Origin of the sequence: Actinospica robiniae DSM 44927 (assembly GCF_000504285.1) — a bacterium.
GTDB classification, from domain to species: Bacteria; Actinomycetota; Actinomycetes; order Streptomycetales; family Catenulisporaceae; genus Actinospica; species Actinospica robiniae.
The window spans coordinates 6,226,146-6,239,559 of record NZ_KI632511.1; the positions used below are offsets into that span (position 1 = coordinate 6,226,146).

The 13,414-nt window shown below is 71.7% G+C and carries 13 protein-coding genes; 10 read left to right on the plus strand and 3 right to left on the minus strand.

Translation table 11 applies throughout. From position 1 onward, the window contains the following. Window positions 1-51: 51 nt before the first annotated feature. Entirely contained in the window at window positions 52-1,026 is a 975-nt protein-coding gene (gene hemB / locus ACTRO_RS26605; protein ID WP_034267354.1) for a porphobilinogen synthase, read from the plus strand. On the opposite strand, the gene ACTRO_RS26610 is transcribed toward hemB, so the two are convergent. Continuing rightward, window positions 1,017-1,667, minus strand: coding sequence for an ATP-binding cassette domain-containing protein (locus ACTRO_RS26610; RefSeq protein ID WP_051451435.1), 651 nt, complete (start codon window positions 1,665-1,667; stop codon window positions 1,017-1,019). The two genes, hemB and ACTRO_RS26610, sit on opposite strands and share 10 nt — an antisense overlap. Window positions 1,668-1,762: 95 nt before the next feature. On the opposite strand from ACTRO_RS26610, the gene ACTRO_RS26615 reads away from it, so the two are divergent. Next, entirely contained in the window at window positions 1,763-3,043 is a 1,281-nt protein-coding gene (locus ACTRO_RS26615; protein WP_034267356.1) for a CPBP family intramembrane glutamic endopeptidase, read from the plus strand. Window positions 3,044-3,161: 118 nt separating this feature from the next. On the opposite strand, the gene ACTRO_RS26620 is transcribed toward ACTRO_RS26615, so the two are convergent. Continuing rightward, window positions 3,162-3,806 carry a TetR family transcriptional regulator gene (locus ACTRO_RS26620; RefSeq protein ID WP_034267359.1) on the minus strand — a complete coding sequence of 215 codons (645 nt, stop codon included), beginning with the start codon at window positions 3,804-3,806 and terminating at the stop codon, window positions 3,162-3,164. 52 nt (window positions 3,807-3,858) lie between these two features. Further along, a complete protein-coding gene (locus ACTRO_RS26625) occupies window positions 3,859-6,150 on the minus strand; it encodes an FdhF/YdeP family oxidoreductase (RefSeq protein ID WP_034276880.1) in 2,292 nt (763 codons plus the stop codon). A gap of 161 nt (window positions 6,151-6,311) precedes the next feature. Here ACTRO_RS26625 and ACTRO_RS26630 point away from each other — a divergent pair, with 161 nt between their 5' ends. From ACTRO_RS26630 to ACTRO_RS26665, 8 genes are all read left to right on the plus strand, one after another. Next, the gene (locus ACTRO_RS26630) at window positions 6,312-6,995 is read left to right on the plus strand and encodes a hypothetical protein (protein WP_034267362.1); all 684 of its coding nucleotides are present in this window, start codon (window positions 6,312-6,314) and stop codon (window positions 6,993-6,995) included. 115 nt (window positions 6,996-7,110) lie between these two features. Then, window positions 7,111-7,557 carry a hypothetical protein gene (locus tag ACTRO_RS26635; RefSeq protein ID WP_034267366.1) on the plus strand — a complete coding sequence of 149 codons (447 nt, stop codon included), beginning with the start codon at window positions 7,111-7,113 and terminating at the stop codon, window positions 7,555-7,557. Between the two features lie 8 nt (window positions 7,558-7,565). Beyond that, complete coding sequence (locus ACTRO_RS26640) at window positions 7,566-8,171, plus strand: hypothetical protein (RefSeq protein WP_157436461.1); 606 nt, start codon at window positions 7,566-7,568, stop codon at window positions 8,169-8,171. Window position 8,172: 1 nt separating this feature from the next. Continuing rightward, a complete protein-coding gene (locus tag ACTRO_RS26645) occupies window positions 8,173-8,445 on the plus strand; it encodes a hypothetical protein (RefSeq protein WP_034267371.1) in 273 nt (90 codons plus the stop codon). Between the two features lie 57 nt (window positions 8,446-8,502). Further along, on the plus strand, window positions 8,503-9,609 hold the full coding sequence (cds1, locus tag ACTRO_RS26650; RefSeq protein WP_034267374.1) for an L-cysteine desulfhydrase Cds1: 1,107 nt from the start codon (window positions 8,503-8,505) through the stop codon (window positions 9,607-9,609). Between the two features lie 47 nt (window positions 9,610-9,656). Next, entirely contained in the window at window positions 9,657-11,000 is a 1,344-nt protein-coding gene (locus ACTRO_RS26655) for a hypothetical protein (RefSeq protein ID WP_034267377.1), read from the plus strand. Between the two features lie 128 nt (window positions 11,001-11,128). Beyond that, complete coding sequence (locus tag ACTRO_RS26660; protein ID WP_034267380.1) at window positions 11,129-12,547, plus strand: HlyD family secretion protein; 1,419 nt, start codon at window positions 11,129-11,131, stop codon at window positions 12,545-12,547. Between the two features lie 68 nt (window positions 12,548-12,615). Continuing rightward, window positions 12,616-13,413 carry an ABC transporter ATP-binding protein gene (locus ACTRO_RS26665; protein WP_084317161.1) on the plus strand — a complete coding sequence of 266 codons (798 nt, stop codon included), beginning with the start codon at window positions 12,616-12,618 and terminating at the stop codon, window positions 13,411-13,413. Window position 13,414: the final 1 nt, after the last annotated feature.

A 13,414-nucleotide genomic window follows, 5' to 3' on the forward strand; every position in this document is an offset into this window, starting at 1 on the left:
AGCAGCGCCCGGTAAGACCCGGGCGGTGGTGGGAAAGGCTTGGTGGCACCGATGGATCTGACGTACCGTCCGCGACGGCTTCGTACGACGCCCGCGATGCGCAGGCTGGTGGCGGAGACCCGGGTGCATCCGGCGAACCTGATCCTGCCGCTGTTCGTCAAAGAAGGGCTGGAGGAGTCCGCCCCGATCGCCTCGCTGCCCGGCGTCTTCCAGCACTCGCTGGCCGGCGTGCGCAAGGCGGCCCGCGAGGCGGTCGAACTCGGCGTCGGCGGACTGATGCTCTTCGCGGTGCCCGAGCACCGGGACGCGACCGGCAGCGCCGGCACCGACCGGGACGGCATCCTGCAGCGCACCCTGCGCGAGGTGGCCGACGAGGTCGGCGACGAGACCGTGCTGATGAGCGACCTGTGCCTGGACGAGTTCACCGACCACGGCCACTGCGGCGTGCTGCGGGCGGACGGCTCGGTGGACAACGACGCGACCCTCGAGCGCTACGGCGAGATGGCCCTGGCCCAGGCCGAGGCGGGCGCGCACCTGCTCGGCCCGAGCGGCATGATGGACGGCCAGGTCGGCTACGTCCGCCGCGTGCTCGACGAGGGCGGCTACCAGGACACCGGTCTGCTGGCCTACTCCGCCAAGTACGCCTCGGTCTTCTACGGCCCGTTCCGCGACGCGATCGAGTCCCAGCTCGAGGGCGACCGCAAGACCTACCAGCAGGACCCGGCGAACGCGCTCGAGTCGCTGCGCGAGGTGCGCCTGGACATCGAGGAGGGCGCCGACCTGGTCATGGTCAAGCCGGCCCTGGCCTACCTCGACATCATCGCCCGGGTCGCGGCCGAGGTGGACGTGCCGGTGGCCGCCTACCAGGTCTCCGGCGAGTACGCGATGGTCGAGGCGGCCGCGGCGAACGGCTGGATCGAGCGGGACCGGGCCATCATGGAGACGCTCACCTCGATCCGCCGGGCCGGCGCGAGCTCGATCCTGACGTACTGGGCCCTGGACGCGATCAGGTTGCTTCAGGCCTGATCCGCCCGGCCGCCGCGCAGCCGGTAGACCTCGTCGCAGACCTCGTGCACCAGCTCGAGGTCGTGCTCGATCAGCAGCAGCGCGAGCCCGTCGGCGCGCAGGTCGCGCAGCGTCCGGGCGAACCGGGCGAGCTCGTCCGCGCCCATCCCGGAGGACGGCTCGTCCAGCAGCAGCACCCGCGCCCCGCCGGCCAGCGCCCGGGCGATCTCCACCAGCCGGGCCAGCCCGGTCGGCAGCTTCCCGGCCGGATACCCGGCGAAGTCGGCCAGGCCGAGGCGGCGCAATGCGGCGGCCACCGCGGCCGATGGGTCTGCGGCGCCCGTGGCCCGCGCGGCGACCAGCAGGTTGTCCGCGACGCTGAGCGAGCCGAACACCTCCAGCCGCTGGTACGTCCGGCCTAATCCGAGCCTCGCCCGCCGGTGCGTCGGATAGCGGGTGACGTCGCGTCCGCCGAGCAGCACCCGGCCGCCGCTGGGGCGCAGCCGTCCGCACACCACGTCGAGCAGGGTGGACTTGCCCGCGCCGTTGGATCCGATTAGGCCGGTCAGCCCTCCCGCCGATACTCGCAGGCTTATTCCGGTCAGCACGGGCACGCCCGGGTAACCCGCCGTGACCTCGCGTGTTTCCAGCTGCACGGACATCGGGCCGGGCCTTTCGCGCGAGGGCGGGAGTCGTTGAGTCGTGATACAAAGCAAACTCAAGGGACAGCCTGTTGTCGAGACGAGGGACGGGGCGCGTGGAGATCGAAGAGCGGATACCGGAGAGCGCCGAGAACCCCGCTCCCGCCGCCCCGGTGCGGCCGGAGCCGCGGCGAATCGGAGTGCCCCGGGCGCTCGGGGAGATCCTGGCGGTCTACGTGCCCTCCTTCGGCCTCGGCGTGTTCACCGCGCTGGTGCTGCTGCACAACCCCAGCCTCGGCAACAACGACCAGGTCAGCGGGTGGCTTCCAGCGCTCGAGGAGATACTGCAGTACGTCATGCAGGCGAGCGTGACCATCTTCGGCGTGGCGTTCTTCTGCGTGCAGCGCGGGGTGACCCTGCCGATGCTCTTCGGCAAGCCGAGCCGGCAGCCGGAGCCGAGGCTGCCGGCCGGTTGGCCGGCCTACGACGGCGTGGCCCAGCCGACCCAGCCGCAGCCCCAGTGGGGGGCGCCGCCGGGGCCGGAGCCGACCCGGCCGACGCAGCACCCGCAGTGGGGCCACGCGCCTCAGGACGTCCAGCACGCCCCGGCGGACGCCCGGCCGGAGCCGACCCAGCCCATGATCGCCGAACCGCCCACCACCCCCGTGCCCGGGTGGGGCGCCTGGGGCTCGGAGCCGACCCAGCAGCAGGCGCCGCCGCCCGGGAACGGGTACGGCTTCGACGGCCAGGCGCCGATGTTCTTCCCCGGCTTCCCGCAGCCGCCGGCGGACCGCGGCCGCGGCTGGCAGTTCGCCCGCGCCTACTTCATCTCGATGGCGGGCGTGCTCGGCTTCCTGATCTCGGTCGTCATCTACACGAGCCTGACCCGCCAGCAGACCGGCGCGCCGGACCAGGGCAACAGCCCGTGGCTGGTGCTGGTCGGCCTCGTCGTCGCGCTCTCGGCCGGGTTCGGCGAGGAGATGCTGATCACCGGGCTGGTCACGAACGCGCTGGAGAAGGCCGGCATGACCGGCAACCGCGCCTGGGTGATCTACCTGGTCGCGATCTGCCTTCGCATCCCGTTCCACCTGTACTACGGCTGGGCCTCGCTCGGCGTGATCATCTTCACCTGCGTCAACATCTACGTCTACCGGCGCTGGCGTCTGCTGTGGCCGATCATCCTGGCGCACGCGACCTACGACTTCTTCGAGTACGTGGGCAGCGTCGTGCCGCAGGCGGCCGGCGGCCTGATGATCCTGGGCCTCGGGCTCGGCACGCTGGTCATGCTCGTGGTGATCCTGAGCATCGAGAACTCGGACCGGATGGCCCGGCGCCGCTACGACCAGTTCGTCCAGGGGCAGCGCCTGGCCGGCAACCCGGACTTCGCCGCCGGCTGAGACCGCCGGCTCGGTCCGCCGGCTGAGCGGCGGTCGGCCCGCAGATCGCGCCCAAAGCTCATCCCCCGTACCGGGCCGGTACGGGGGATGAGCTTCGGGGCGGCGGATCCGGGCGCGGCTACGGGGTCGGCTTCTTGCCGGTCACGCCCCAGCTCACCAGGCGGATGAGCGCGCCGCGCAGGTCCTTGTCCTTCACCGACCAGGACTCGAAGGTCTTGGGGTGCGCGGCCGAGGCGGCGAGCATGGTCACCAGGGCGCCGGCGGTGGCGTTGGCCGGGACGTCCGCCTCCACCTTGCCGGTCTTCTGCAGCTCGGTGATGGCCGAGCTCAGCGCCTTGTGCACGGCGTCGAGCACGCGCATCCGGTGCTTGGTGAAGCGCTTGTCGCCCTCCGCCGCGGCCAGGTCGACCACGCGCAGGATCGAGTCGTGCTCCTGCCAGAAGTCCATCAGGCCGTTGACCAGCTCGGTGGCCGAGACGGTGCCGGCCCGGCCGGCCCAGCTGCGCTCGCTGGCCAGCTCCTTGAGCTCGGCCGCCTCCTTGACCACGTCGGCGGCCAGCTCCAGGATGGCCGCCTCGATGTCCGGGAAGTACTGGTAGAAGGTCGCCGGCGAGGTCCCGGCGTCACGTGCCACGTCGATGACGGTGACGTCCCGGTAGGACCGGGCCGCCAGCAGTTCGGCGAGGCACTCGAGGAGGCGGGCCCGGGTCTCCTGGCCACGCCGGCCGGCTATCCGTCCATCGACGGTACGTACTTGTGTCATACCGTCAGCTTATCTACCTATGATCAGTTAGATAATGTGATGGACCGTCCACCTACGCCGTTCGGGTCGGCTCGAGTCGCACCACGATCGACTTCGAGGTGGGCGTGTTCGAGGTCTCGGCCGTGGAGTCCAGCGGGACCAGCACGTTCGTCTCCGGGAAGTACGCGGCCGCGCAGCCGCGCGCGGTCGGGTAGCTGACGACCCGGAAGGCGTCGGCGCGGCGGACCACGCCGTCGGACCACTCCGAGGTCAGATCCACCAGCTGTGCGTCCTGGAGATCCAGCTCCCTGATGTCATCGGGGTGCACGAACACCACCCGCCGGCCTTGGTGCACACCGCGATAGCGGTCGTCGAGGCCGTAGATGGTGGTGTTGTACTGGTCGTGCGAACGGACCGTCTGCAGCAGCAGGGCGCCGGCCGGGACCCGCAGCACCGTGAGGTCGTTGACGGTGAAGTTCGCCTTGCCGGTCGCGGTGGGGAACGTGCGCGAGTCGCGCGGACCGTGCGGCAGCTGGAAGCCGTCAGGTTCGCGCACCCGCCGGTTGAAGTCGGCGAAACCCGGTACGACGCGCTCGATGTGGTTGCGGATCAGGTCGTAGTCCCCGGCCAGGCCGGCCCAGTCGACCTGGTCGTCGTCGCCGAACAGCACCCGGCCGAGACCGGCCACCACCGAGACCTCACTGCGCAGGTGCGGGGAGGCCGGGCTGAGCCGGCCCCGCGACTTGTGCACCATCGACATCGAGTCCTCGACGCTGACGAACTGTTCGCCGCCGGCCTGCTCGTCCCGCTCGGTGCGGCCGAGGCAAGGCAAGATCAGCGCGGCATCGCCGGTCACCGCGTGCGAGCGGTTGAGCTTGGTGGATACCTGCACGGTGAGCTTGCACCGGCGCAGGCCCGCCTCGGTCACGGCCGTGTCCGGCGTGGCCGAGACGAAATTGCCGCCCAACGCCATGAACACCCGTACCTTGCCGTCGCGCATCGCCCGGATCGACTCGACCGTGTCGTAGCCGTGCTCGCGCGGCGGCGCGAAGGAGAACTCCCGGCCCAGCGCGTCCAGGAAAGCCGCGGTCGGCTTCTCGTAGATGCCCATGGTCCGGTCGCCCTGCACGTTCGAGTGCCCGCGCACCGGGCACACGCCCGCGCCCGGCCGGCCCACGTTCCCGCGCAGCAGCAGGAAGTTGACCACCTCGCGGATCGTGGGCACCGAGTTCTTGTGCTGGGTCAGGCCCATCGCCCAGCAGACGATGATCCGCTCCGACCGGCGCACCCGCGCGGCCACGGACTCGATCTGTTCCCGGGTCAGGCCGGTGGCGGTGAGCACGTCGTCCCAGGACGTCCCGCGGACGTCCTTGGCGAACTCCTCGAACCCGTGCGAGTGCGCGGCGATGAACCCGTGGTCGAGCACCGTGCCCGGTGCCTCGTCCTCCGCCTCGAGCAGCAGCCGGTTCAGCGCGCGGAACAGGGCGAGGTCGCCGTTCAGCCGTATCTGCAGGAACTCGTCCGAGAGCGGTGTGCCGGAGCCGAGCACGCCGGCCGCCTTCTGCGGGTTCTTGAACCGCATCAGGCCGGCCTCGGGCAGCGGGTTGACCGCGACTATGGACGCCCCGGCCTTCTTCGCCTTCTCCAGCGCGGTGAGCATGCGCGGGTGGTTGGTGCCCGGGTTCTGGCCGGCGATGATGATCAGATCGGCCTTGTAGAGGTCGTCGAGGGAGACTGAGCCCTTGCCGACGCCGAGGGTCTCGCCGAGCGCCGAACCGCTCGACTCGTGGCACATGTTGGAGCAGTCCGGCAGGTTGTTGGTGCCCAGGCGGCGCACCAGCAGCTGGTAGGCGAACGCGGCCTCGTTGGAGGTGCGGCCGGAGGTGTAGAACACCGCCTCGTCCGGCGTGCCCGCCTCAAGCTCCCCCGCCACCAGGCGAAACGCCTCGTCCCAGTCGATCGGCCGGTAGTGGGTCGCGCCGGGCTCCTTATACATCGGCTCGGTCAGCCGGCCCTGCTGGCCCAGCCAGTAGTCGGTGCGCTCGGCCAGCTCGGCCACGGAGTGCTCGGCGAAGAACTCCGGGGTGACCCGGCGCAGCGTCGCCTCCTCGGCCACCGCCTTCGCGCCGTTCTCGCAGAATTCGAAATGGCTGCGCTCGCCGCCTTCCGGCCAGGCGCAGCCCGGGCAGTCGAAGCCGTCCTTCTGGTTGACCTTCAGCAAGGTCAGCGCGGTGCGCCGGGCACCCATCTGCCGCTGCGCGATCTGCAGGGCGTGGGTGACCGCGGGTGCGCCGACGGCCCAGGTCTTGGGCTCGGTGACGCTGAGTTCGGACTCGTCCGGGTCGGTGGCGGGTGGCTTCGACATGCCCATGACTCTAATGCCGTAGCGCGATTACGCCATATTCATACGTTCGGGTGATTCGAGAAGGTTAAGCCTTCGCCCGGCGTGTCGCTCCCCTGCAATGGAGGCGGTGCTCATTCCGTCCAGCCGTCGAAGGCCGCTCGTCTCTAGTAAGGGGAAGCGTCATGGGCTCGCATGCCAAAACCCGCACCACCGGACGCAAGACCGCCCTGGGTGCCCTCGCCGTCGGCGCGACGCTCACCGGCGTGGGACTGACCGCCGCCGCGCTCGACCCGGCCACCGCCGTGCTCTCCGCGGGCTCGGCCCCCGGCGCCGGCGCGGCGATCCAGCTCTCCGGCCTCGCCGACCCGGTCGCGATCAGCCCGCAGACGAGCACGCTCACCGCGCTCACCGCCGCCCCCGCGACCAGCACCGTCGGCTCGGCGGCCTCTTCGGCCGGTTCGACCGGCAAGGCAGTCCGCGGCACGGTGCACCAGGTCACCTCCGCGATCGCCGCCCGCTCGGGTGGCTCGGTGCCGGACGCCGCGACCTCGACCAGCCGGCCCGTACTCTCCACGCCGGAGCAAAGCTCCACCCCGGCCGCCGCCGGCTCCGGGCAGAGCGCGATCCGCCCGATCCAGCAGGGCTCCGGCGCGCTGACTTCCGGCTACACCGGCAAGCACCGGCAGGCCAGGTCCGCCCCGACGCCGACGGACGACGGCCAGCTCACCGACCTGCTCGGCTCGGACTCGCTCCCCGATCCGCTCTCCGGCCTGCTCGGCGCCGGTTCGAACCCGTTGTCGGGACTGCTCGGCTCCGGCGACTCGACCGCTCTGCTCGGCGCGGTGCCTCTGCTCGGCGGCCTGTAGGCCGAGCCGCCGCGGGCTCGGTTCCGCGGCGTGTTCACCGGATCGGGTGGTCCAGGTCGCCCGATGGGATGATGATCACTGATATGCCTCGGTCCGGCTGGCAGCATGGTCGGTCATGAGCAACGGCATGGAGTCGCTCATCCACCGCGACTACGCGGCCTTCCTCGCCGCCGTCCCGCTGATCGCGGTCGGAGCGCTGGCCGGCTTCTCCCTGCGGGACCGCGGTGCGGCGCCCGCGGGCGCGTCGAGCGAGTCGGCCCCGGCCGCCTCCGCCGACCTCGCGCCGGGTCCGCCGCTTCCCCAGGATGTGGAGTACGCGCTGATCGGCGTGCTGCTCGCGGTGATGGCCGATCAACTCGAGCACGACCCGGCGGCCTTCCCCGCGCTGGCCGGCGCCGCCTCGCGGCTGGTGCCGCCGACGCAGCGCGCCGGCGCCGGGCCGCTGGTGTGGACCGGGATGACCGAGCGGGCCGGCCGGGCCGCGGTGCAGGTGCTGCGGCCCGCCGCGCTCAGCAGCCTGGTGCGCGCGCTCACCTACGACTACCTGGGGGCGCTGGGATGACCGCGACCGTGAGCGAAGCGAGACGTGCGGACGCCGAGGGCGACCCGTCCTTCCCGGGCGAGGGCGCGAGGCCCTGGGCCGAGCCGGCCGACCCGGTCGGCGAGCCCGAGTCGGCGCCGTTCCTCGGCCCTTATATCGGCTTGGTCTCCGGCGTGCTGTGCGCGCTGGTCGGCGCGTTCCTGCTGCTCGCGCCGTACGCCTTCGACTATCGACACGGCGCCGCGAGCGTGCCCCGCAGCAGCGTCGTCGACCTCGCCACCGGCGCGGCCGTGCTGGTGCTCGGCTTCGTGACGGCCGGCCTGTTCGGCGCGACGCTCGTGCGCCGGCTGCGCGCGCCCGAACCGGTCCGCCGCCGCTTCGCCGAGCCGGAGCCGGAGCCGGTCGAGCCGCCCGAACTGTTCCTCGAGCCCGAACTCGAGCCCGCGCCGGAGCCGGTCAGGGCGCCCGAGCCGCAACCCGTGGCGCCCCCGGCCGCCCCCGCCGCCGCGCCCGCGATCGACGCGGCCGGCGCCCTGCGCGACCTGCTCACCCCGCTCGTCGCCGCGCTGGCCGCCGACCTGCGGGCCCGGGACGAGGGCGAGAAGCGACCCGGCGGCCCGAGCGAGAAGGACTGACATGCGAGCGCAACCCCCCACCCGCCACCCCGCACCGGTCGCGGCCCTGCTCGGCCTCGGCCTGCTCGCGCTGGTCGGCGCCTGGCTCACCGCCGCGCCGTTCCTGCTCGGCTACCACGCGGCCGGCGACCAACGCCGCGGCGCGGCCTGGACCGCGGCCACCCGCGTCGACGTGAGCGCCGGCGCGGCGATCACGGCCGTCGCGGTCGCGGCGCTGCTGGGCTACACCGCCTCGTCGGCGGCTTGGCTGGCGCGGTACCGTCGAGGCGAATGACATGGCATAAAGCCATGGAGCACAGGAAAGCCACGCTGACGTGGAAGGCGCGCGAGCATGCACCCGACCGAGGCCGACCGTACCGACGCCGCCTGCGAGGCCGGCCGCGGCTGGATCCACGAGGCGATCGAGCGGGTCGAGGCGGATCGCAACCGGTCCGCGGACACCCACCTCTTCCCGATCCCGCTGCCCCGGGAATGGGGCGTGGACCTCTACCTCAAGGACGAGTCCACCCACCCGACCGGCTCGCTCAAGCACCGGCTGGCCCGCTCACTGTTCCTCTACGCGCTGTGCAACGGCTGGATCCGCGAGGGCCGGCCGGTGATCGAGGCCTCCTCCGGCTCCACCGCCGTCTCCGAGGCCTACTTCGCCCGGATGCTCGACCTGCCCTTCATCGCGGTCATGCCGGCGAGCACCAGCAAGGAGAAGTGCGCGCTGATCGAGTTCTACGGCGGGCGCTGCCACCTCGTGGACGATCCGACCGCGGTGGTGGCCGAGTCGCGCCGGCTCGCGGCCGAGACCGGCGGGCACTTCATGGACCAGTTCACCTATGCCGCGCAGGCCACCGACTGGCGCGGCAACAACAACATCGCCGAATCGATCTTCCATCAGATGGACCGGGAGCGGCACCCGGTGCCGTGCTGGATCGTGGTCGGCGCGGGCACCGGCGGCACCAGCGCCACCATCGGCCGCTACGTCCGCTACCAGCGCCACGCCACCCGGCTGTGCGTGGTGGACCCGGAGAACTCCGCGTTCTTCGAGGGCTGGGTCCGGCGCGACCCCGAGTTCGCCACCGGCCTCGGCTCCCGGATCGAGGGCATCGGCCGGCCGCGGGTGGAGCCATCGTTCATGCCCGAGGTGGTGGACCGGATGATCCGGGTGCCCGACGCCGCGTCCATCGCGGCCGCGCGCTGGCTGGCCGGGCACACCGGGCGGCGCGCGGGCGGTTCCACCGGCACGAACCTGTGGGGCGCCTTCCAGGTCATCTCCGAACTGCGCGCGGCCGGGCAGCGCGGCTCCGTGGTGAGCCTGCTGTGCGACGGCGGCGAGCGTTACGCGCACACTTACTACGACGACGGCTGGTTGGCCGGGCAGGGGATCGACCCGCGGCCGTACCGGGCGGCGATCGACGCGTTCCTCGCGACCGGAGTGTTCCAAGGCTGAGACGGGCGGCTGGGGCACCGGGGGCGCGCGAGCGCTATCGTGGCGATGTGGCGGGGAAGAAACGGGTATTCGACACGCGGATAAGCACTCCGGTACGGCTGTGGACCGGCATCGCGGTGCCGATCGCGCTGGTACTGGTCGCCTGGCTGGTCCTGGCGGGCGAGCTCGGCGGACTGCGGGCGGGCTTCACGACGATCGGGGCGGGCACGGCGCCCGGGGTGGAGGCCTCGGCCCGGCTCTCCTACGACCTGTCCGACCTCGACAACGAGGTCGTGACCATGCTGCTGGTCGGCGACCAGAGCGGGCTCGGCGAGAATCGGGCGACCGCGTACGGCGCGTATCAGCACGACATCGAGGACGCGAACACGAACCTGGCCCTGATCGGCTCCGGCATCGACGCGGTGCCGGACGGATCGAAGCTCCTCATCCAGATCGAGAACGGCCTGTCCGCGTACGAGCACGCCGTGGACGACGCGATGTACGTCGACTCCCTGGCCCACGGCCGCAATCCGGCACAGCCCTCCGCCGAGGCGCTGGGCACGTATCAGCACGCGGTCGACCTGCTGTCCGAGCAGAACAGCGGTGTGCTCGCCCTCGCGACGCAGCTGATCGGCGCCGAACAGGGCACGATCGAGGCCGCGTCGGTGAGCAAGCTCGGTCTGTCCACGCAACTGATCACCGTGGCGGCCGTGCTGCTGGCCCTGGTGCTGCTCATGCTCGTCTTCGTCCAGCGCGAGCTCGGCCGCCGCTTCATGCGGCGGTTCAACCCGAGCCTGCTCCTGGCCACCCTGCTCACCATCGGGTTCGGCGTGGGCCTCATCGTGCAGGTCCAGTCCGCGCGCGGCGACTACACGGCCCAGAACGCGGCCTCCTCCGGTGCCATGGTCGAACTCTGGCAGGTGCAGGCGGACGCCGCGCAGATGCGCGCCGCGGACGGGCGCTTCCTGCTCGACGTCGGCGCGGGGCACTACGGATCCGGGCAGACCGTCGGCGCGGCCTCGGACGACGCGCAGGACTTGGAGCAGCAGGAGCAGACGATCTTCGGCCTGGACGAGCTCATCTTCTCCAGCGGCACCCCGACGTCGATCGACCAGGCCTACCAGGACTTCGTCGGAGATGACAGCACCCTGCGCACCGAAGCCGGGGAGAGCAAGGCCGACAAGCTCGCCATCCCGGTGTCTTTCGAGCTCGGCGACGCGCAGGCGGACTTTGAAAAGTACATCACCGCGCTCCGCGGGGCTTTGGCCGACAACGAGTCCGCATTCAACGCCGCGATGGCTTCGGGCCGGACCGCGCTGGGCCCCTGGCAGTGGCTGCCGGCGGTCTGGGCGCCGGTCATCGCGCTCCTGGTCCTGTCCGGTTTCGCGCCGCGGCTGCGCGAATACCGTTGATCGCCGGGCGAATGCGCGCGGTGATCGAAAGGCGCGATTGTCGGGACGCGGTAACAGTTCACTGAACGTAGTCTAAGAACGGGCTTGGCTTCACCTTTGTTTCAGCCTGAACTTTGAGACTCCGGGCCATGAAGTCGTTTCGGTCCTCGCGCCGCCGTGTGGCGCTGAACTCGGGCCTGGCCGTCGTCCTGGTCGGCGCCGGGGTCGCCGCGTACCTCGAAGTGGGCGCGGACTCTTCGGCCTCCGCGAGCTCCTTCACCCGCACCGCCACGGTGTTGCGCGGCCCGGTGACCGCCTCGGTCTCCGCCTCCGGCAACCTGGCCCTGGCCTCCCAGTCCTCGCTCGCGTTCGGCGCCGCCGGCAAGGTCACCGCGGTCGATGTGACCGTCGGCCAGACCGTCACGGCCGGGCAGAAGCTCGCCACCGTCGACGCCACCGCGGCGAATCTGGCTCTGACCGAGGCCCAGGAGCAGCTGACGGTGGCCCAGGACAACCTGGCCAAGGCCCAGGACGGTCCGTCCGCACAGCAGCAGGCTGTGAACAACGATCAGTTGAGGTCGGACGAGGCCGCCGTCACCGCGGACCAGCAGACCGTCGATGACGACAAGTCGGGCAAGGTCGCGGCGGAGCAGTTGTCCAAGGACGAAAGCGCCCTGAGCAACGCCGAGAACGCGCTGCAGAGCGCCAGGGACCAGCAGGCGCTGAGCGCCTACGTCGATCCCAGTGCGCTGGCACAGGATCAGGAGGCTGTCACCCAGGCCAAGGCCGCCGTGAACAACGCGCAGACCGAGGTGGACGGCACCACCATCACCGCCCCCTCGGCCGGCACCATCCTGTCCATCGCCGGCCAGGTCGGCAGCCAGGTCAGCGCGGGCTCCTCCACCACCGGCGCGTCCGCCTCGTCCGGCTCCGGCGGCTCGAGCTCCACCGGCACCGGCTCCACCTCGTCCTCGACCGGCTCGAGCAGCTCGAGTTCCTCCGCCTTCATCACCATGGCGGACGTTTCCGCGCTGCAGATCACCGCGGACGTCTCCGAGACCGACATCAACTCGATCAAGGTCGGCCAGGCCGCCACGGTGACGCTCAACGCCGGCACCGCCGGGCCCCTCGACGCCAAGGTCCAGACCATCTCGCCCACCTCCACCACCGTCTCGAACGTGGTCGAGTACGCGGTCACCCTGAGCCTGAGCAGCGCCGCGCCCAGCGGAGTGCGGCCCGGCCAGTCCGCGTCGATCCTGATCACCACCGGCTCGGCGACCAACGTGCTGTACGTGCCGACCTCGGCCGTCACCACCACCAGCTCCACCTCTTTCGTGACCGTGGTGGAGAGCGGCCGGGACGTGCCGACGAAGGTCACCACCGGCGTCGTGGGCACCACCGACACCGAGATCACCAGCGGCCTGACCCAGGGCCAGACCGTGCTGCTCACCATCAGCGCGGGCACCGGCTCGTCCACCACAGGGCGCGGCTTCGGCGGCATCGGCACGGGCGGCGGGTTCGGCGGAGGCGGCGGCTTCGGCGGCGCTGGGTTCGGCGGCGGGAGGTGACCCGGCGGGTCTCCGTCCCGGCGGCGCGCCGGCGCGGCGAGACCGGCCCGGCGACGCGGACACAGCCGCTGCCGGCCGCGCGGGCCAGCGCCGTCCACATCAGCGCCCTGACCAAGGTCTACGGCGACGGCGACGCGGCCGTGCACGCGCTGCGCGGAGTCGACCTCGACATCCCGCACGGCGACTACGTGGCCATCATGGGCTCCTCCGGCTCCGGCAAGTCCACCATGATGAACATCATCGGCTGCCTCGACATCCCCACCGCCGGCAGCTACCGGCTCGACGGGATCGACATCGGCAGCCTGGACGAGGCGCAGCTGTCCCTGGTGCGCAACCGCAAGATCGGCTTCGTCTTCCAGTCCTTCAACCTGCTGCCGCGCACCTCGGCGTTCGAGAACGTGGAACTGCCGCTGGTCTACGGCGGGGTGCGCGGTCCGGAGCGGCGCCGCCGGGCGCTGGCCGCGCTCGAGCTCGTCGGGCTCTCCGACCGGGTCGAGCACCTGCCCAACCAGCTCTCCGGCGGCCAGCAGCAGCGGGTCGCGGTGGCCCGGGCACTGGTCAACGCGCCCTCGCTGATCCTGGCCGACGAGCCCACCGGCAACCTCGACACGCACTCGAGCTACGAGGTGATGGGCCTGTTCGACCGGCTCAACGCGCTCGGGCGCACCATCGTGGTGATCACCCACGAAGAGGACATCGCCGAGCACGCCAAGCGCTTCGTGCGCCTGGTGGACGGCCGGATCGTGGAGGACCGGCGGCTGAGCCCGGTCGGCGGCCTGCCGCCGAAGCTGGGCTCGGCCGAGGCCGACCACACCCCGAAGGGCGCGGACCTCCCGACCGCGCCGCTGCCGGGAGGCGCGATCTGAC

What these genes read in the sequence shown, in the direction of transcription:
- hemB (WP_034267354.1), top strand. Translation starts at nt 52, where the DNA reads ATGGATCTGACGTACCGTCCGCGACGGCTTCGTACGACGCCCGCGATG.
- ACTRO_RS26610 (WP_051451435.1), bottom strand. Translation starts at nt 1,667, where the DNA reads ATGTCCGTGCAGCTGGAAACACGCGAGGTCACGGCGGGTTACCCGGGC.
- ACTRO_RS26620 (WP_034267359.1), bottom strand. Translation starts at nt 3,806, where the DNA reads ATGACACAAGTACGTACCGTCGATGGACGGATAGCCGGCCGGCGTGGC.
- ACTRO_RS26625 (WP_034276880.1), bottom strand. Translation starts at nt 6,150, where the DNA reads ATGTCGAAGCCACCCGCCACCGACCCGGACGAGTCCGAACTCAGCGTC.
- ACTRO_RS26630 (WP_034267362.1), top strand. Translation starts at nt 6,312, where the DNA reads ATGGGCTCGCATGCCAAAACCCGCACCACCGGACGCAAGACCGCCCTG.
- ACTRO_RS26635 (WP_034267366.1), top strand. Translation starts at nt 7,111, where the DNA reads ATGAGCAACGGCATGGAGTCGCTCATCCACCGCGACTACGCGGCCTTC.
- ACTRO_RS26645 (WP_034267371.1), top strand. Translation starts at nt 8,173, where the DNA reads ATGCGAGCGCAACCCCCCACCCGCCACCCCGCACCGGTCGCGGCCCTG.
- cds1 (WP_034267374.1), top strand. Translation starts at nt 8,503, where the DNA reads ATGCACCCGACCGAGGCCGACCGTACCGACGCCGCCTGCGAGGCCGGC.
- ACTRO_RS26660 (WP_034267380.1), top strand. Translation starts at nt 11,129, where the DNA reads ATGAAGTCGTTTCGGTCCTCGCGCCGCCGTGTGGCGCTGAACTCGGGC.